At 36.4% G+C, this 20623-nt stretch carries 17 protein-coding genes, 1 other RNA gene and 1 other annotated feature; of the genes, 3 read left to right on the top strand and 15 right to left on the bottom strand.

The genetic code is table 11. The features are described from left to right. Positions 1-8: 8 nt before the first annotated feature. The 4 genes from CFK40_RS08995 to cymR form a co-directional block, all read right to left on the bottom strand. Entirely contained in the window at positions 9-668 is a 660-nt protein-coding gene (locus CFK40_RS08995; RefSeq protein WP_319418050.1) for a tetratricopeptide repeat protein, read from the bottom strand. 157 nt (positions 669-825) lie between these two features. After that, positions 826-1938, bottom strand: coding sequence for a tRNA 2-thiouridine(34) synthase MnmA (gene mnmA / locus CFK40_RS08990; protein ID WP_089531988.1), 1113 nt, complete (start codon positions 1936-1938; stop codon positions 826-828). A 12-nt stretch (positions 1939-1950) separates the two neighbouring features. Further along, positions 1951-3099, bottom strand: coding sequence for a cysteine desulfurase family protein (locus CFK40_RS08985; RefSeq protein ID WP_089531987.1), 1149 nt, complete (start codon positions 3097-3099; stop codon positions 1951-1953). A gap of 16 nt (positions 3100-3115) precedes the next feature. Next, the gene (cymR, locus tag CFK40_RS08980; RefSeq protein ID WP_089531986.1) at positions 3116-3535 is read right to left on the bottom strand and encodes a cysteine metabolism transcriptional regulator CymR; all 420 of its coding nucleotides are present in this window, start codon (positions 3533-3535) and stop codon (positions 3116-3118) included. 190 nt (positions 3536-3725) lie between these two features. Here cymR and CFK40_RS08975 point away from each other — a divergent pair, with 190 nt between their 5' ends. Together CFK40_RS08975 and CFK40_RS08970 are read left to right on the top strand one after the other, a co-directional pair. Further along, positions 3726-5009, top strand: coding sequence for a replication-associated recombination protein A (locus tag CFK40_RS08975; protein ID WP_089531985.1), 1284 nt, complete (start codon positions 3726-3728; stop codon positions 5007-5009). Between the two features lie 97 nt (positions 5010-5106). Then, positions 5107-5772 (top strand): RsfA family transcriptional regulator, encoded by a 666-nt coding sequence (locus CFK40_RS08970; protein WP_089531984.1) that lies wholly within the window; start codon positions 5107-5109, stop codon positions 5770-5772. Between the two features lie 282 nt (positions 5773-6054). Here CFK40_RS08970 and ssrS read toward each other — a convergent pair. From ssrS to CFK40_RS21100, 4 genes are all read right to left on the bottom strand, one after another. Continuing rightward, a non-coding RNA gene (ssrS, locus tag CFK40_RS08965) (6S RNA) lies at positions 6055-6245 on the bottom strand. Positions 6246-6358: 113 nt separating this feature from the next. Continuing rightward, complete coding sequence (gene aspS, locus CFK40_RS08960; protein ID WP_089531983.1) at positions 6359-8134, bottom strand: aspartate--tRNA ligase; 1776 nt, start codon at positions 8132-8134, stop codon at positions 6359-6361. Continuing rightward, on the bottom strand, positions 8134-9423 hold the full coding sequence (hisS, locus tag CFK40_RS08955; RefSeq protein WP_089531982.1) for a histidine--tRNA ligase: 1290 nt from the start codon (positions 9421-9423) through the stop codon (positions 8134-8136). The genes aspS and hisS overlap by 1 nt, the downstream gene beginning before the upstream one ends. 57 nt (positions 9424-9480) lie before the next feature. Next, positions 9481-9699, bottom strand: a binding site (T-box leader). Between the two features lie 288 nt (positions 9700-9987). Next, positions 9988-10161 carry a hypothetical protein gene (locus CFK40_RS21100; RefSeq protein WP_168927225.1) on the bottom strand — a complete coding sequence of 58 codons (174 nt, stop codon included), beginning with the start codon at positions 10159-10161 and terminating at the stop codon, positions 9988-9990. Positions 10162-10262: 101 nt separating this feature from the next. On the opposite strand from CFK40_RS21100, the gene CFK40_RS08950 reads away from it, so the two are divergent. Continuing rightward, a complete protein-coding gene (locus tag CFK40_RS08950) occupies positions 10263-11327 on the top strand; it encodes an N-acetylmuramoyl-L-alanine amidase family protein (RefSeq protein WP_089531981.1) in 1065 nt (354 codons plus the stop codon). A gap of 38 nt (positions 11328-11365) precedes the next feature. Here the strand turns inward: CFK40_RS08950 and dtd are convergent, their stop codons facing one another. The 7 genes from dtd to CFK40_RS08915 form a co-directional block, all read right to left on the bottom strand. Then, positions 11366-11812 (bottom strand): D-aminoacyl-tRNA deacylase, encoded by a 447-nt coding sequence (dtd, locus tag CFK40_RS08945; RefSeq protein WP_089531980.1) that lies wholly within the window; start codon positions 11810-11812, stop codon positions 11366-11368. 305 nt (positions 11813-12117) lie between these two features. After that, on the bottom strand, positions 12118-14319 hold the full coding sequence (locus CFK40_RS08940; protein WP_089531979.1) for a RelA/SpoT family protein: 2202 nt from the start codon (positions 14317-14319) through the stop codon (positions 12118-12120). A gap of 188 nt (positions 14320-14507) precedes the next feature. Then, a complete protein-coding gene (locus CFK40_RS08935; RefSeq protein ID WP_089531978.1) occupies positions 14508-15020 on the bottom strand; it encodes an adenine phosphoribosyltransferase in 513 nt (170 codons plus the stop codon). Continuing rightward, a complete protein-coding gene (gene recJ, locus CFK40_RS08930; protein ID WP_089531977.1) occupies positions 15010-17346 on the bottom strand; it encodes a single-stranded-DNA-specific exonuclease RecJ in 2337 nt (778 codons plus the stop codon). The genes CFK40_RS08935 and recJ overlap by 11 nt, the downstream gene beginning before the upstream one ends. A 148-nt stretch (positions 17347-17494) precedes the next feature. After that, on the bottom strand, positions 17495-17827 hold the full coding sequence (locus CFK40_RS08925) for a LapA family protein (RefSeq protein ID WP_089531976.1): 333 nt from the start codon (positions 17825-17827) through the stop codon (positions 17495-17497). 100 nt (positions 17828-17927) lie between these two features. Further along, on the bottom strand, positions 17928-20198 hold the full coding sequence (gene secDF, locus CFK40_RS08920) for a protein translocase subunit SecDF (RefSeq protein WP_089531975.1): 2271 nt from the start codon (positions 20196-20198) through the stop codon (positions 17928-17930). Positions 20199-20250: 52 nt separating this feature from the next. Further along, positions 20251-20544: a post-transcriptional regulator gene (locus tag CFK40_RS08915; protein ID WP_319418041.1), complete on the bottom strand. Its 294-nt coding sequence runs from the start codon at positions 20542-20544 to the stop codon at positions 20251-20253. Between the last annotated feature and the right edge of the window lie 79 nt (positions 20545-20623).

The raw sequence follows: 20623 nt of genomic DNA, 5'->3' as shown, positions 1-20623 counted from the left end.
TCACTATCTTACTTTTTGTTTTGGTCAAGTAATATTTGTGTTTGTTCTTTACCATTTGCTGCAAGCTCATGACCAGGTTGAATAGACAATGCTGTTTCAAAATGTGTCATAGCATTGTTTATTTGGTCATTATATAGAGCAATAACTCCCAGATTATAATGTGCATCACTATGCTCACTATTCAATGTTAAAACACGTTCAAATGCATCTTTTGCCTCATTTATATGATCACTTTGAGCAAGTGATAAGGCATATTGAAAAGCAATTTCACCGTCATTTGGTTCGAGTTCCGTTGCTCGCAGAAGATATGGTAATGCAAGCTTCATTTGTTCCTGTTTTTGCAGTGTCATACCAAGCATGTAGTATACATCACCTTCTTCTAAACCTAACTCAATCGCCTTTTGAAAATTTGCTTGTGCTTTAGTATAAATAGACTCTTCTAAATACACATTACCTAATCCATAATAAGCTGTTGCAGCATACTCATCTAATTCGATTGCTTTTTCAAAGAAACGTTGTGCACGGGGTAGCTCATGAAGGTGAATTAATAAATTTCCAAAATTAATATAACCAATTGGGTCATTAGGTTGTTCTTCAATAATTTCAGTGAATAGCTTGGCTGACTCCTCGAATTTTTGTTCTTGCATGAATTCAATTGCTTGTTGCATTTTATCCACTTAAAACACCACACATTTCTTATAGAGATTTCCTTAGAATTTTTTATACTTTTATTCCTTGTACGCTATGTAAGTAAAAGGATCCAAATCCATTTGGTAAATGGAACTGAGATCCCCTTTTATAGGTCGTTCAAAAATCTTTATAATTCTACCCCACATAACTAATAGGCTGATCATTTTTAATCACTTGGTCAATTGTACCTCCACCTAAACAAACTTCTCCGTCATAGAATACGACAGCTTGTCCAGGGGTAATAGATCGTTGCCTATCGTGAAAACTGACATGAACAGTACCGTTATCTAACATAGACACTGTCACTTTACTATCTTTTTGACGATAACGGAATTTCGCAGTACACGTAAACGTTTGACCCAGATCCCTTGTTGTTATCCAGTTCAGATCTGTTGCAACTAAACTTTCCGAATATAAATGTTCATTAGTAGATCCTTGTTCCACATATAAAACATTATCTTTTAAATTTTTCCCGACAACAAACCATGCATCGCCTGATCCACCTATACCTAGTCCCTGTCGTTGGCCAATTGTATAGTACATAAGTCCTTCATGGTCACCTTTTATCTCACTCTGTAATGTTTTCATTTTACCTGGTTGAGCTGGTAAATATTCACTTAAAAACTCTTTGAAATTTCGTTCACCTATAAAGCATATTCCCGTACTATCTTTCTTTGTAGCAGTCGCTAAATCGTGATCAGCGGCTATTTTTCTCACTTCCTTTTTAGGTAGATGACCTAAAGGAAACATTACTTTTTCTAAAACATCTTGCGACAGTTGATTTAGAAAGTATGTTTGATCTTTATTATCATCGACACCGCGAAGCATTTCATACTCACCGTTCCGCTGCCTCACTTGTGCATAGTGACCTGTTGCTAAATAATCAGCACCTAGTGAAATCGCATGATCTAAGAATGCTTTAAATTTAATTTCTTTGTTACACATCACATCTGGATTTGGTGTTCTTCCAGCTTTATATTCATCAAGGAAATAAGTAAACACCTTATCCCAATATTGTTTCTCAAAATTAACTGCATAATAAGGAATACCAATTTGATTACAGACCCGAACAACATCTTCAAAATCTTCCGTTGCCGTACAAAAACCAGTTTCATCTGTATCATCCCAGTTTTTCATAAAAATCCCTACCACATCATATCCCTGTTCTTTTAACAGTAATGCTGCGACGGATGAGTCAACTCCCCCACTCATTCCTACAACAACTCGTATATCTTTATTACTTTTCATTTTTTTCACCACCTATTGTAAAGAGATTAATCGTTTAACAATAGAAGCGATACGTTCAGCCGCTTCTATACTATCCTCTTTCTTATTATGAAGACCGAAGCTAAACCGAATCGAATTTGTTGTTCGATCATTATTTGCTCCGTACATTTTACTTAATACGTGTGATGGCTCAACAGAACCAGCAGTACACGCACTGCCACTTGATGCTGCTATTCCAGACAAATCAAAGTTTGTTAACAACGACTCAACATTTGTCCCTGGAAAACTTATATTAATAATGGATGGGACTGCATCTGATTGCTCCCCATTTATTTCGAAATTAACTCCAGCTTGTTCTAATGTTTCTAAAAACAATTTTTTGTAGCTTGTATATGTTTCTCTTCGTTTTTCTTTCTGCTCAATTAAAAGTTGAACCGCATGCTGAAAGCCCACTACACTAACGACATTTTCTGTTCCTGGACGCTGTTTACGCTCTTGTTCTCCACCAAATTGCAACGGATTCACTTGCACACTTTTATTTATATATAAAAATCCTATCCCTTTTGGCCCATTAACTTTGTGGGAGCTCACTGTCAACAAATCAATATAATCTTTTTTTACATCAATTGTTAACAGACTATATGCTTGTACTGCATCTGTGTGAAAATATGCTTGATGGTCGTTCAAGAGTTCGCCAACCTCATGTATAGGCTGAATTATTCCAGTTTCATTATTAACGGTCATAATAGAGACAACGATCGTTTTGTCTGTTAATGCATTCCGTAAGTCCTGAACAGCTATTTTCCCATCTTCATAAACAGGTAAATACGTAACCTCAAATCCATTGCCTTCTAAATGTTCAGCTGCATGAAGGACTGCATGATGCTCTTGAACAGTTGTAATAATATGATTCCCTTTTTGTTTATTTGCTAGTGCAGTTCCAATAAGCGCTAGATTATCTGCCTCAGTACCTCCACTGGTTAGAACAATTTCTTTTTCATCTGCATGTATACTCTTGGCAAATACTCTTCGGGCTTGGTCTAGTACATGGCGAGCTTTTCTACCAAACGCATGCACACTTGATGGATTCCCAAACACCTCGGAATAAACTGGTACCATTGCATCTATCACTTCTGTGGCCATCGGAGTGGTAGCAGCATGATCCAAGTATATCTGATTCATGGTAAACATTTCCCTTCTAAATATAAAACATATATGACTCTGGATATTGATCATTATCATGATGCAGTAAGTCTTCTAATGTTGTGGTATCTAATACATCTCTCACAGCATCACGGACCCGTAACCATAAGGCTTGTTTAGCTGCATCTTCCTCTTCGATACCTTCAACAGGCGTAATTGGTCCCTCCAATACGCGAATAATGTCTCCTGCAGTTATTTCTTTAGGTTCAGCTGCCAACATATATCCCCCATATGCACCGCGAACACTCTTCACAAGACGGGCATTTCTGAGTGGTGAAGCTAGCTGTTCTAGATAATGTTCTGATAAATCTTTTTCACGTGCTATTGATTTAAGTGATACAGGTCCTTTTCCATACTGTTTCGCAAGTTCAATCATAATGGTAAGGCCGTATCTTCCTTTTGTAGAAATCTTCATGCTTTACACCTCTATTGGTATTGTACTACTTTTATTAGTAGAAATTAAATTATTCTAGTTATCATATTACAAGAATTAGTTATTGACACATGATATTATAGCATGAATAGTGGATATGTTGCACCGTACAGATATCACCATCACTATTTTTAAAAAAACATACGATAATCTTTTATAAAGGGACGATAACATGAAACAAAAACCATTAGCATATCGCATGAGACCTACACACATTAGTGAAGTAATTGGTCAACAACATGTTGTTGGCGAAGGTAAAATTATAAACAGGATGATCCAAGCAGAAAGATTAGCTTCCATGATTCTTTTTGGGCCACCAGGAACCGGCAAGACTTCTATGGCTGTTGCATTGGGGAAAAGTTTGGGTATACCGGTTAAAATGCTAAATGCAGTAGTAGATAAAAAGAAAGATATGGAAATTGTAGTGGAAGAAGCTAAAATGACTGGACAGGTTGTATTAGTCCTTGATGAGGTTCATCGTCTAGACAAAGCAAAACAGGACTTCTTATTACCATATCTAGAAAGCGATTTAATCACATTAATAGGATGTACAACAAGTAATCCATACCATTCTATTAATCCAGCTATTCGAAGCCGCTGCCATCTTTTTGAACTACATGCACTAACTCCTTCAGACATTAAAATAGCAATCAATCGAGCAATTAAAGATGATGACATGGGATTAGGAGATTACGATGTGAATCTTACGGATGAAGCGCTAGAGCATTTTTCCCAAGCAGCAAATGGTGATATGCGTTCAGCATTAAATGGACTAGAGCTTGCTGTATTTTCTACGCCAAAAGATACGAATAACCGAGTCAATCTCACATTGAGTGCAGCTGAAGAATGTATGCAAAAGAAAAGCTTTTCACATGATAAAAATGGTGATGCACATTATGATGTCTTATCCGCCTTTCAAAAGTCTATTCGCGGTAGCGATGTTAATGCAGCATTACATTATTTAGGGAGATTAATTGAAGCTGGCGATTTAGATAGCATAGCAAGGCGTATGATTGTATGTGCCTATGAAGATATTGGAGTTGCCAACCCCCAAGCGGGCCCAAGAGCTGTAGCCGCAATTCAGGCAGCGGAACGGTTAGGATTTCCAGAAGCACGCATACCATTGTCAGTCGTTATTGTTGAACTTTGTTTATCACCAAAATCAAATACAGCATATAAGGCACTCGATGCTGCATTGGCCGATATTCGAAATGGAAAAAGTGGTGATATCCCAGCTCACCTTAAGGATTCTCACTATAGCGGAGCAAAAAGCTTAGGTAGAGGCGTAGAATATAAATACCCTCACAATTATGATAATAACTGGGTCAATCAAGAATATCTTCCTGAAACGTTACGAAAAAGAGAATACTATAAACCTAAAAATACTGGGAAATTTGAGCAAGCTATGAAACAAGTATATGAAAAGATCAAAGGAGATAAAAATAATAGCAAATGAGATAGGTATATTTCCTCCTGCAAACGGTAAAACTAGTTAGCAAATAACGATGGGCAATAAACAAATCTAGTTGCCGGAGTAAAAGGAGCTGAACATTGTGGTTAAAGTTAGACAGGACGCATGGTCCCATGAAGATGATTTACTATTAGCAGAAACTGTTCTACGACATATACGTGAAGGAAGTACACAATTAAATGCATTTGAAGAAGTTGGCGATCACTTAAACCGAACATCTGCAGCGTGTGGATTCAGATGGAATGCTGAAGTAAGAAATAAATATGATCATGCTATCGATCTTGCAAAGAGACAACGAAAAGAAAAGAAAAGAGCTGTAGTAGCTGTTCAATCTCAAAAACAACCAGTAAAGACAATTGATCATACAGTCGAATTTTCTAATTCTAATGAAGAACATGTTCTAATACAACAACCTGCAGAGTCTGTCATGTCAATGGACATGGTGATTGGATATTTAAAACAAGTAAAAAAGGAAAACCAAACATCTAATCAATCAAAAGTTTCATTAGAACGGATAGAAAAAGAAAACGAAGGCTTAAAAAATCAAGTTACTGAGTTAGAAAAGAAATTATCTATTACTGAAAAACAATTAAGTACTATCCAAGAAGACTACCAAGTCTTCATACAGATTATGGAACGTGCACGTAAAATGACCGTTTTAGACGATCAAGGTCCAATAAAAACACCAGCTTTTCGCATGGATAAAAACGGAAATTTACAACAAGTTGCAAATGGCACAAGTAATTAGGGAAAGCGAAAGCGCCCGTTTAGCGACGTATGGACTGTACTGAACCGCAGGAGATAAAGGAAACATGCCCCTGCAAAAGGGGTATGTCGACGTTGGGCGGCAAGCCCGGTTTTAGTCGACCTTCCTTTGTATGCGAACCGATGTTAACTTATCGTACGGAGGTGAAGGAAGTCCACTAGTCGCTGGGCACTGGAGCTAGACATAGGAAAAGCGAAAGCATTATATTTTCTTATACTTAAAAAAAGGCTATCACAAATGTGATAGCCTTTTTCTAAGTATGTATTTAATCCCGATTGTGCCGTCTAATTTTCTATGTTTTGATCCCGCTCTCGGCAGGTGGGTGCCTTGTTCTATACCTATTATGCTTCCTCGCTAAGTATGTTAAAGGCTTGCACGCAACACAGAAACGGTCAGGCTCCCAAGTATAAAAATGTTCGGTCAAAACGTTTTATAGACGAACACATCAGGATTAAATACTTCACTATTTTACTGTAAAATAATCTTAACACAGTAATTTCATTTTATCAATATAGATAATTGTGAAAATTCCATTACATTTATAACAAATTTCTTTCATTTACAATTTTTAATCATTTTTGTTCTTTAATTGAATAGATAATTCATCTAATTGATTTTTTGCTACTTCACTAGGTGCATCTGTTAAAGGATCTGAAGCAGACGCAGTCTTTGGAAATAGGATGGTATCACGAAGATTTGATCTACCTGCCAACAACATAATAATTCTATCCAGTCCTAGAGCAATTCCCCCATGTGGTGGTGCTCCATATTCTAAAGCTTCTAATAAAAAGCCAAATTGTTCCTGTGCTTGTTCAGGGGTAAATCCAAGGATCTCAAACATTTTATCCTGTTGTTCTTTTTTGTAAATACGCAATGATCCCCCGCCAAGCTCGTAACCATTTAAAACTAAGTCATATGCTTTTGCTCGTACATTAGCAGGGTCTGTTGACAATTTAGCAGCATCCTCATCCATTGGCATTGTAAATGGGTGATGTGCAGCATGATACCTCCCCGCATCTTCATCATATTCCAGTAATGGCCAGTCTGTCACCCATAAGAAATTAAATTTACCCTCATCAATAACCTTCATCTCTTTGCCAAGTTTTAGACGAAGTGCTCCAAGACTGTCATAAACAACAGAAGATTTATCAGCAACAAAAAGAAGTAGATCTCCATCACTAACTTCTGCTTTACTACTAATCGCTTCTATTTCCTCTTCTGATAAAAACTTAGAAATAGGCCCTTTTAACTCGTCGCCTTCTACTTTTAACCAAGCAAGACCTTTAGCCCCATAAACTTTAACAAAATCAGTAAGTTTATCAATATCTTTTCGTGAATAATTGGCTGCTTGATTTTTGGCGTTTAGTAGTGCTACTTTACCTCCACTGTTCACTGCGCTTTGGAAAACTTTAAAGGAAGAGTCTTTCATACTATCAGATAGGTGAATAAGTTCCATTCCAAAACGAGTATCCGGTTTATCGGAACCATAGCGTTCCATTGCTTCTTGATATTTTATACGAGGCAATGGTAAAGGAAGTTCAACCTCTTTCACTTCTGCCATCACTTTTTGCATCATGCTTTCCGTCATCTCCATAATTTCGTCACTGGACATAAACGAAGTCTCAATATCAATTTGTGTGAATTCTGGCTGACGGTCTGCACGTAAATCTTCGTCTCGGAAGCATCGTGCAATTTGATAATATTTCTCGAAGCCCGAAACCATAATTAATTGTTTAAATAATTGAGGTGATTGCGGTAATGCATAAAATTCTCCAGCATGCACACGACTGGGTACTAAATAGTCTCTTGCTCCTTCGGGTGTGCTTTTTGTTAAAATTGGTGTTTCCATTTCAAGGAACTCATTATTATTTAAGAAATTACGAATAACCTGTGTCGTCCGGTGACGTAGTTTAAAGGTTTCTTGCAATGAACTTCTCCGTAAATCTAAATACCTGTATTTTAATCGTAAATCCTCTGCAACATCCGTTTCATTTTGAATAGGAAATGGAGGATTTTTGGATTTATTTACTACTTCAAGATTACTTACGAATACCTCAATTGCTCCTGTTTCTATTGCTTCATTAACTGTAGCATCATCCCGTTTAACTACTTGACCTTTCACTTCAACAACATATTCACTTCGAACGGACTCAGCTATTGCCAGTGCTTCTTCTGAGACAGTTGGGTTGAATACAATTTGAACCGTACCTGATTTATCTCGTAGATCAATAAAAATTAATCCACCTAAATCACGCCTTTTTTGCACCCATCCTTTAAGTAATACATTTTGGCCAATATGTTCTTTACGTAATGCCCCTGCATAACGTCTTGTTTCCTTCTCCATTATAATATACCTCCCTCTTCCTTCATTATTGATTGCATATAGGATACAATATTTGAAATGGCAACCTCGGTTTGATTACCCGTTTCCATATCCTTAACATTAATTACGTTATCTTCTACTTCTTGATCTCCTAAAACAAGTACAAATCTTGCATTGACACGGTCTGCAGCTTTAAACTGCCCCTTCATTTTACGATCCTGGTAATCCTTATCAACTTGAATTCCGTTTTCACGTAACGTGTGTACAAGGTTAACGGACTCTAACACTGCTTCGTCTCCAAAGGCAACTACAAAACAGTCTAATGTATTTTCTACTGGCAATGTTATATTTTCTGCTTCAAGTGCCATTAGCAGCCTTTCAATACCCATCCCAAATCCAATCCCAGGTGTATTTGGACCACCTAGATCTTCTACAAGACCATTGTATCTACCACCACCAGCCAATGTAGTAATAGAACCAAACCCATCAGCCTCACTCATAATCTCAAACGCTGTATGGTTATAATAATCCAACCCTCGAACTAAATTTTTATCAACTGTGTATGGAATATTCATTTTATCTAAGTAGGTCTTTACCTTTTCAAAATAGGACCTGGAATCTTCATTCAAAAAGTCTAACATGGATGGTGCTGTTTTCATTGCAGGATGGTCATGATCCTTTTTACAATCTAATATCCGCAAAGGATTTTGCGTCAATCTGGTTTGACAATCGTTACATAATTCTTCTTTATGTGGTGTGAAGTGTTGAACCAATGCCTCGCGATAATCATTGCGGCTTTCACTATCGCCAAGACTATTAATTACTAGCTTCAATGATTTTAGTCCTAGCTCTTTATAGCATGTCATCGCTAAATCAATTACTTCAGCATCTACAGCAGGATCTGGACTTCCCATTGCTTCTACGCCAAACTGATTTAATTGACGCATTCTACCTTTTTGCGGCCGTTCATAACGAAACATCTGACCGAAGTAAAAAAGTTTTACTGGTTGAATTGGGGAACCAAACAACTTATTTTCAACAAACGCTCGAACAACTGATGCTGTTCCTTCTGGCCGTAAAGTTAGGCTCCTGCCACCGCGATCTTCAAATGTATACATTTCCTTTTGCACGATATCTGTTGAATCCCCTACACCTCGTTGAAATAACTCTGTGTGTTCGAACAATGGTGTACGTATTTCATTATAATGAAACCGATCAGACACGTTTTTTATAACACGTTCTACATATTGCCACTTTTTAACTGTTTCAGGTAAAATGTCCACAGTACCACGTGGAGCTTTAATATTCATTGATTGTTCCTCCTCTATACATTAAAAAACAATAAAAAAACCCCCATCCCTATATGAAAAAGGGACGAGAGTTACCCGCGTTGCCACCCTAGTTGATGCATTATCTAGCATCCACTCTGCACAGTTAACGCCTGCAAAACGTCTTAACCTACATTTATTTCAATTAAGATCCTAAGGAATGTCTTTCATTAAGTCAGATGTAAAAATGCTTGCAGCCAACGACATTTTCTCTCTAAACATCTAATGCTTAACTACTTTTTCCTTCAACGGGGTTCATATATGGTTAAATATAATGTCAATTCTTTATAGTGCATGTTCAAAAATTCAACAAATTAGAAACAAGAAGTTCAAGGCGCGAATATTTTGAGGACCGGACTTGTACAGGATGTACTGACTTCTATGTTGTCCACAGGACGTGGGCGATCTTAGTAGAAGTTCCTTACCCCCTAATACGTGAGGACCGGAAAAACTTCGCAACGAAGAAATTCGCCGTTTATCATTTGGTGACTTTTTGAATAACCTCTTATAGAATGATTATAATCATAATCGCATCCAGTAATAATGTCAAGCACGATTTATTTTTTTCTTTAATTGTTTAACTTCTCCTAATGAAATCCCAAGCTCCGTAGCTATTTCCATATGATTAGCATGATCATGTAGCTCTATAAATCGATGTAAATTAATGTCTTGCAGGTCTTTACTAGTTGAAGTTTTCCATTGCATATCATTCGTTCTCATTTATTTACTACCTCCAATACAACTATCTTTGCCTAAATACAGTATTTCTATTAAAATAAAACAAGATACATATTTGTTTCGATTTATAGGAGGAAAAAGATTTGCATAAGTTGAAAGTAGTTGGTATTTGTTTTAGTTTACTGTTGGTTTTAACTGCCATGACCAATCCAGCAAATAAAAAAGATGCGGTTATCGATACAGAGATTTTAAATGTAAGAAGTGGACCAGGAGAAAGTTTTGAGGAAATTATGGAGGTACATGCAAATGAAACCTATCCAATAATACAACAACAACATGATTGGGTAGAAATTAAGTTAGATTCGAAAACCGGGTGGGTAACAACAGAATATATTTCAATCCATGAGGGAAAAACTTCTTCAAGCAATAAATCAAAAGCAAATTCCAAACAATCAACTATTGATAAAATAACCATTCCATATAAAAATACACATCTAAGAAGTGGTCCATCAACAGGATACGAAATTACTGGTTTCGCTGACAAAGGAACTTCCTTTAATGTTGTGGGTGAAACAGAAGATTGGTATGAGATTAAACAAAAGGATTTGAAGGGCTTTTTAAAAAAGCAATTCATAAAGGATGCAGAAGAAGCAGTGCCTTCATCAATCGAAAATAAAACAATTGTGATTGATCCGGGTCATGGTGGCCGTGATGTGGGTGCAATTGGTGCAAGTGGTACCTTTGAAAAAGACTACGCATATCAAACTTCATTAGAATTGAAGCAAGAATTAACTGTTTTAGGAGCCAATGTTGTACTGACCCGACCGAAAGATGAATTTATATCTTTAGGAAGTCGGACAAGCTATGCAAACGTCGCCGGTACCGATGCATTCATCAGTATTCATTATAATAGTACACCTGCATTACCAGACGTCACTGGAATAGGAACCTATTATTATCACGGACAAAATAAAGAATTAGCAACATACGTTCAAAAAGAATTGATAAAAGAGACAAATGCAGAAGATCGCGGTGTTGCATTTGGAAACTTTCTTGTAATCAGACAAACATTCAAACCAGCAATATTAATAGAGCTTGGTTTCTTATCGAATCAAGAAAAAGAACAATTACTCCAAACAAATGCCTATCAAAAGAAGTTAGTACAAGGTATGGTCAATGGTTTACTTAAATATTTTGGGAATAAATAGGAAAAGATCCGTTCGTATTTATGCGAACGGATCTTTTCCTATTTATCGTTGCTATCCAGTATAAATGTTGCTGGTCCGACGTTAGTTAGTTGAACATTCATCATTTCGCCAAATTCTCCAGTTTTAACTGAGACGTCATGTTCCATGATCAGTTGGTTGGTAGCTTTATACAATTCATTAGCATGTTCTGGCTTAGCTGCTTGGACAAAGCTTGGACGTCTACCTTTTTGAACATTAGCATACAATGTGAATTGCGAAATAGATAATACTTCTCCATTTACATCTTTAAGCGATAAGTTCATTTTTTGGTTTTCATCTTCAAAGATGCGCAGATTGACTATTTTGTTAACGATATAGTTAGCATCTTCTAACGTGTCATCATGCGTGACGCCTACTAGCATAACTAAACCATTGTCGATATGCCCTGACACTTTTCCATCTATCGTTACACTAGCATCTATAGCGCGTTGGATGATTGCTCTCATTAACCTCACCCCTCTTGTTGTCTAGCTAAATGCGGTTCTGAAGTCGCCTACGCTTTTCTTGATCTAGCTGCGGCTTCTAGCGACTAGCAAATAGGTAGTCCTGATGAATGTACGGAAAGTTCACCGTACTTTCACATTCCTATCTATTTGTACGTCGCTAACCAGTCGCCTACGCTTTTCTTGATCTAGCTGTGGCTTCTAGAAGCTGCCGTCATAAGCAATGAACACTCCGAATGCTAAACCCATGCATTCTATGGTTCCTTGCTTATGCGTCCGCTTCTGACCAGTCGCCTACGCTTTTCTTACTATTGCACTGTTCTTGTTACTGTATAGACTTCTTTGATTTGTTTAATACGTTCTACAATTTTTCTTAAATGATTTGTATCATGAATGAGTATAGTAATATGAATTACAGCCATTTTATTTCTATCTGAACGGCCAGTCACTTGGGTAATATTCGTTTTTGTTTCATTTACAGCTTGTAAAACCTCATTTAGTAACCCACGGCGATCATATCCGGATATTTCCAAGTCAACATGATATTGCTTCTTATCTGGTTGATTTGTTTCCCATTCTACATGTAGAAATCGTTGTTTCGCATCTTCTGTTTGTACATTAGGACAATCAGATCTGTGTACTGACACCCCACGACCTTTTGTAATATAACCAACAATAGTATCACCTGGTACAGGGTTACAACATTTTGACAAACGGACCAATAAGTTGTCCACACCAGCAACCTTTACACCAGAATCACGTTTATGCGTTTTATTTGCTTTTACATCCGTTTTTACTTCTTCTAGCGTCTGGGCTAAATCTTGTTCTTTTAATTTAGATTGACGAATTTTATCTGTCAGCCTGGTCGAAATTAATGCAGCGGTAATACCTTGATAACCAACTGCTGCATACATATCTTCTTCGTTAGTAAAGTTAAACTTCTCAAAGATTCGTTGTAAATTTTCTTGCGTTAATGCTTCCTTAGGCTCAATTCCGAGTGCACGAATTTCTTTATCAACTAGCTCTTTTCCTTTAACAATGTTTTCTTCACGACGCTGTTTTTTAAAAAACTGTTTGATTTTATTTTTGGCTTGTGATGTCTGCGTAACCTTTATCCAATCCTGGGAAGGGCCATAGGAATGTTTGGAAGTCATCACATCAATAATGTCACCATTCTTTAGTTTGTAATCAAGTGGTTCCATCTTGCCATTGATTTTTGACCCAATCGTTTTATTTCCAATCTCTGTATGAATTCGATAAGCAAAGTCAAGTGGAACAGATCCAGAAGGTAACTCAATTACATCCCCTTTTGGAGTAAACACATACACCATGTCTGAAAACAAATCTACTTTTAATGATTCCATAAATTCTTCAGCATCATGTGTCTCATTTTGCCAGTCTAAAATTTCTCGGAACCAAGTCAATTTTTCTTCAAATGATTTCTTGTCTTTATTTAGTTGATGACCTTCTTTATATGCCCAATGTGCGGCAATTCCGTATTCAGAAATCTCATGCATTTCTTTAGTCCGTATTTGCACTTCAAGCGGGTCACCTTTAGGACCAATTACAGTAGTATGCAAGGATTGGTATAAATTTGGCTTTGGCATTGCAATATAATCCTTGAACCTACCTGGCATTGGCTTCCAACAGGTATGAATAATACCTAATACCGCATAGCAATCTTTAATGCTATCCACTATAATACGAACCGCAAGTAAATCATAAATTTCAGTGAATTGTTTATTTTGTTGGATCATCTTTCGATAAATACTATATAGATGTTTTGGTCTACCAGAAATATCCGCATCAATATTAACTTCTTCAACCTGCTTATTAACCTGATCCATTACATCTTGAATATACGATTCTCGTTGGTCCCTTTTTTGCTTCATAAGTTGAACAATACGGTAATATTGTTGAGGATTAAGATAGCGTAACGCAATATCTTCTAGCTCCCACTTCATCGTAGAAATACCTAGTCTATGGGCTAGGGGTGCAAATATCTCTAATGTCTCATTAGCTTTTCTTCGCTGTTTTTCTGGTGGAAGATGCTTTAGTGTCCGCATATTATGCAACCGGTCTGCAAGTTTTATTAAAATCACCCGAATATCTTTTGCCATGGCTACAAACATTTTTCTGTGGTTTTCCGCTTGTATAGCTTCTTTTGATTTATACTTGATTTTACCAAGCTTTGTTACACCATCGACAAGCATCGCTACCTCATGATTAAAGTTTGTTTCAATATCTTCTAAAGTCACATCTGTGTCCTCTACAACATCATGCAAAAATCCACCGGCAATTGTTTCCGGATCCATTTCAAGTTCCACTAGAATACCAGCAACCTGAACCGGGTGTATAATGAACGGTTCACCAGATTTCCGAAATTGATCCGCATGAGCACGTTCTGCAAATTCATATGCACGTCGAATAAAATCCGCATCATCCACCGATAAATATGTGCGGGCTTTTTCAATAACATCTTCACTTGTTAAAATATCATCTTTAGCCATGAGATCACCTAAATTCATTGTAGGGAATAGTTATTCTTAGTTATATTTCCTATAAGTATCGAAAATTTTTATAAAAATGTAAAGCAATACACATTAAATCGTGGTAGAACACCACTATCTACCTATAATCTATTATTATACCCAAGATAGCAACCTTTTATATAATAACACTTTTTGAACATCCTCTTTTAATAACGCATGAGTGTTAGTACATCATAACCATCTAGTTTACTAAGACCATCTAAATAAGTAAGCTCTATTAGAAATGCACAGCCTACTACAATACCACCAAGATCTTCTACTAATTTAATGGTAGCTTCAATGGTACCACCAGTTGCAAGTAAATCATCTGTAATTAACACACGTTGTCCTGGTTTAATAGCATCTTTGTGGATGGTTAATACGTTTTTGCCATACTCTAATCCATAATCAACCTTAATAACTTCACGTGGTAGCTTACCTTCTTTTCTAACTGGAGCAAAACCGATTTCAAGCGCATAAGAAACAGGGCAACCAATGATAAAACCTCGTGCTTCAGGGCCTACCACAATATCTATTTCCTTCTCTTTTGCAAATTCAACAATTTCATCTACGGCTGATTTAAAAGCGACACCATTATCCATTAATGGCGTTATGTCTTTAAACTGAACACCATCTTTTGGCCAGTTATCTACTATTTTTATATATTTTTTATAATCCATAGGTAAGCTCCTCCTTGGGAATATCCACATCTTCTATTAAGCGCTGAAACCATTTCTTTAAATCATCATAGTTTGAATAATAAAGTTTCTTTTCAATATCACTGCGTTCAATTCGTTGTTGATATAACCTTGATTCCTGTAATTTTCTTTTCGTTGGACTTGTATTAGGTTTTGCAAGTCCACTCTCTATAATAACAAACTCTAACTCAAAAAACACATTTAACATAAACCTGATTCTTTCCTCTGTCCAATCATACCCTTTCATCAGAGCAAAAAGATCTTTCTTTATATCAAAATACCCACGTTTTATGATTAAAGCATAAAACTGCTTGAAATCTTCTCTAGAAGGAAAAGATTTTAAGTATTGACTGTCTTCCAAATGAAAGCAAAGATGAATATTAGCAGGTTTAACTTTTTGGATAATTATACGAAGATCATCTAGGCTATCCGGCAGTTCAAATAGAAAAACAGTATCAACTGGATCAAAAAATTCCTTGTCAGTTATGTAACTCATCTGGTTAAAATTAACTGGAACCTGCTTAAGACGATGCTCAACATCATTACCAATTGCAAGATAGCTGTTCGCATTTTCTATAAATGGCATTATTTCTATTTGCTTTTTCCCTCGGTGGTCAAATAACTGCTGTTCATCTATTTGTAAATCTTGAATCACGATTTGCGCTTTTCTGTTTCCATTCCACTCATTTATTCCTATTTCTCCAACTACAGAGAGTGGGCTTTTATCAGATATGAAAGGAAAACTATCACCTAGTCCAAATCCAATCCCATCTAGCATCAATGACTCTTGGTTAAACTGTATTTTTAAATGATTTTGCATAGCGCCTATTTGTCGAACGCTTGACGGTACTTGCTTTATATGAAAAGTAGGCTTTGGATTCGCCATTCCAAAGGGAGCTAGTTGACTAATTTCATTCACTAGTTCCTCATTTATCTCCTGAATTGACAGGGTTTTGCTCACCGTTATTTCTTGTTTAAAATCATCTTCAGTAAGCGTTTCCTGTATCAGTTCATTTAATTCATGCTGCAACAAGGAAATATTGTCTAGCGGTAGTGTCATTCCAGCAGCTTGTGAATGTCCTCCAAAACGGGTGAAATAGTCCTTAACTTTCATACAATTTTGGAATAAGTCAAAAGCTGGTATACTTCTTGCAGATCCTTTTGCAGTACCTTTTTCGCTGTTAATCGCGAGAACAATTGCTGGACGATCATATTTACGTACCAATTTTGATGCAACAATTCCTAAGACCCCTTCATTCCAGCCTTCTTTTGCTACAATCGTTATACCTTTTATATTGCTTTCGTTTACTAACGCCTCTGCTTCTTTAACGATTTCGTTTACTATCTGTTGGCGCTCTTGATTTAAGTTTTGCACAACTTCAGCAAGATGTTCTGCCTCATCCTCATCTTGTGTCATCAACATTTCAACAGCTAAACCAGCATCCTGTAGCCGGCCAACTGCATTTATCCGAGGTCCTAGCAGAAAACCTACATTTTCTTCTGTAACATTACCTTCAATTTTACATTGTTTTTTTAATGCTCTAAGGCCAGGTCTTTTTGTAACGGATAACATTTGCAAACCATAATAGGCTAGAATTCTATTTTCATTTATTAATGGAACTAAGTCTGCAATTGTACCTATCGCAACCAAATCTAGTAAATGCTCTGGAAAATAACCTAATAACTCCTGAGCAAATTTAAATGCTACCCCCACCCCAGCTAATTCCTTGAAGGGATATGTAGGAGAACACTTTGGATGTAAAATAGCTAATGCTTCCGGTAACTTTTCTTGTGGTTCATGATGGTCGGTAATAATTAAATCAAGTCCAAGAGATTCCGCAAACGAAGCTTCCTGAACAGATGCAATGCCACAATCTACCGTAATAATTAATTGAAAGCCTTGATCTTTTGCAGCTGAGAAAGCTTGTTCATTTGGCCCGTAACCTTCCGTAAATCGATTTGGTATATAGTAATCACAGTTTGCCCCAAGTTCTTGCAATGCAGAGAGTAATAAAGTTGTCGAGCTAACTCCATCTGCATCATAATCACCAAAGACAAGAATTTTTTCATTTTGATTAATTGCTTTATGTACACGTTCACATGCCACATCCATGCCTAATAAATCTTCCGGCATAAATAAACTTTCCTTATTTGGAGACAAAAATTCGATGGCAGCATCTGATGTGTTTATTCCTCGTTGCACTAATAACTCTTTAATTACAGGGGAAATATCAGGTGAATCGCCCATCCATCTTGTTTTCTCTGCATCTTCTTCTATAAAGTTCCATTTTGCTTTACTTTTAAACATAAATTCACCCCTGACTTATCTATTATACAAAAGAGAGCCAAGGGTCGCAATTAGAATTAGTTATATAGGTTGTTCAAAAAGTCACCAAATGATAAACTGCGAATTTCTTGTTTCTAATTTGCCGACTTTTTGAACACACACTTATATGTTAGACTTGATTATCATCTATTCCATCTTCTTCCTTTGTGGCAGCAGATGAACTTTGTGTAACGTCTGGAATTGGAGCTGAAGTGTTCTTTAATTGTTCATTTTCTTTGCGCAATGTTTTATTTTCACGTTGTAGGCGAAATACTTTAACAACACCAACTGAAGCCATTATGATTCCACCCATTAATACCGAAAACAATATAACGAAAATCAGTGGTGCTTCACCTGTACCGAATAAATAATTCACTTCAACAGGATCAACATTTATTACGGCAAAAATAGCTACAATAATAACAAAAATAATAGCGAATATAACATATGTTTGTCCTCTCATTATGTATCCTCCTCTTTATAGTATATGTATAAACTACCCTTTTATTTTATTTATTAATCATAAAACCCTTGTTACATTTAAGCAACAAGGGTTTTTTCTCTTATACTTGAGGTCCTTCTGTACGTTTCTTTTTCTCGAAAACTACTGGCTTCTTTTTGATCATCTTACCTCTCCATACCAACCACAATTGCGATGCTAGGAAAAGTGATGAATATGTTCCCGCAATAAGTCCTACTGCAAGAGCAATACCAAATCCAACTATAGGATCGGCACCTAGGATTAAGAATGATAGAACTGCAATCATCGTTGTAACGGTAGTATTAATACTCCGCGAGAAAGTTTGAACCAAGCTACGGTTCACAATTATTGCTAGTTCTTTAGCCGATTTTACACGTTTCTTTTTAATTAAATTTTCCCTAATGCGGTCAAACGTAACAATGGTATCATTGATGGAATAACCAACAATCGTTAATATTGCCGCTACAATAGTAACGTCAAACTCAATTCCAAATATACTAAATATCGCCAATACGAAAAATGCATCATGAACCAGAGCTATGATAGCCGTTATTGCAAAAAAGAATTCAAATCGGAAAGCAACATAAATAATCATACCGATAATTGCAATTCCAACTGAATATAATGCATTTTGAACAAGCTCCTCTCCAACGATTGGAGAAACAACACTTACGTTAGGCTGGTTTCCATACTTTTCCATAAAATAATCTTTTATTTCCGCAATTTTATCTTGTTCTAAAACCGTATCGTACCGAATTACGGCAATTTCGTTATTATCACCTGATGGTACAACAGACTCAGCTTCTACATTTAATTCGGCCAGACCATCCTTTACTTCTTCAGTATTTATACTTTCCTCTGCTAAAACCTGTACACGCGATCCAGCTGTAAAATCAATTCCAGGATTTAATTGGAATACAAGTAATGATACGGCACCAAGAATCACCATTATACTAGAAGCAATAAAAAACTTTTTACGGTGCTTTACAGTATTAACTTCTCGATTAAATATTTTCGGTTCATATTCTGTTTTGTCTTTAATATCTTTTATATCTTTTTGCTTAACCCCAAACAACCCTGGGCGGTTTTTAAGAAACTTACTTTTTATCCATAATCCTAATAGAATTCTTGAACCATAAACGGCTGTAACAAAACTTACCAAAATGCTAATGATTAACATAGTGGCAAACCCTTTTACGGAGCTTGTCCCAAATATAAACAAGATACTTGCAGCTAATATGGTGGTAATATTAGCGTCTAGAATGGTGGATAAAGAGTTTTTATTTCCAGCTTTGAAAGCGGCTGAAATCGATTTACCCGCACGTAGCTCCTCTTTAATTCGTTCGTTTGTAATAACATTGGCATCAACCGCCATACCAACACCTAAAATTAAAGCTGCAATTCCAGGTAAGGTTAAGACTCCGTTCAGTAACTCAAACACCACTAATACCAAATAAATATAGATACTCAAGTTAATTACAGCAATCAGACCTGGAAAACGATAATAGGCAATCATGAACAGGAAGATCAATCCAATACCAATCATTCCCGCGAATACTGTTTTGTTTAACGCTTGTTCACCAAACTGTGCTCCAACTGATGTAGAATACTTTTCAATTAAATTAACAGGTAATGAACCTGCGTTAATAATATCAGCTAATCGTTGGGCAGATTCTACTGTGAAGTCTCCAGAAATCTGTACACTAGCCGTATTTAATGTTTGCGATACTTGAGGAGCAGATATGTATTTTGGATCCTCTTTTTTAAATTCTTCTGCAAATGAATCTCCTTCTTGGTAATCCATCCAAATAACTAATAAATTATCCTGATAAGGCGTATCTGGATTCTGCATTTGTGCAATTTCACTCGTTACCTTGCCGAACTTAGCGGCATCTTTTAATTGTAATGTAACAATAGGTGCATTTGTTTGACCATCAAAGTCTTGTTGTGCACTGCCGCCTTCTATATCTGAGCCATTTAAATATTCTTTATCCGTTACATCTCGAAATGACAACCTAGCTGATGTTGACAACAATTCACGTGCTTCTGTTTGGTTCTCCACGCCTGCCAACTGTACACGGATTCTATCTTCACCTTCAATATTAATACTTGCTTCACTAATACCAAGCCTATTTACACGTTCATTTAATGTTTGAACGGTTGCTTCTAGTAACTCTCGATCTACCTCTGTTCCATCTTCAATTGGATCCACCTGGTACAATACTTCGAACCCACCTTGAAGATCTAAACCTAAATTAATATCTTTCGTTATCCCAGTTACCGTTGTCCCAATCGTTGTTGCGAACAATATAACGATTAGAAAAAAGGCAATAATTTTACCTCGATTTTTCATTTACCAATTGCCTCCCTTTTCTCTCTAGAGCCTCATATGTATTCATCAAATACTAATCATTCGTTTTTGTCACCGCTTGAATAGAAGCCATCAAATCATCATCTTCGTACGCTTTAACAGTTAAATAGCTCAAGTATATATTCGATGCAAGATGAAAAATATCTTGGACAACCTCGTATACGCGTTTTGGTGGATTACCCTTCCAAACTTTTTGTACCAAGCAATTCCAAATTTCTTCAGTTGAAGCACTGGAATAACCTAGTAACTGAAATTCACTCTTCTTGCTTTCCAAAGCGGGTTTCATTAGTGTTTTCCACTCATTAACAGATTGTACAATTTCCAACACGTTTCCCCCTTTATTTTATCCAATAATCTTAATTCTATCTTTTGTCATGCTTGGACACATCCATTGCATATATATCATT

It is taken from the genome of Virgibacillus necropolis, from assembly GCF_002224365.1.
In the GTDB taxonomy this organism is placed as follows: Bacteria; Bacillota; Bacilli; order Bacillales; family Amphibacillaceae; genus Virgibacillus_F; species Virgibacillus_F necropolis.
This window is presented reverse-complemented; position numbering and strand designations above follow the sequence as displayed.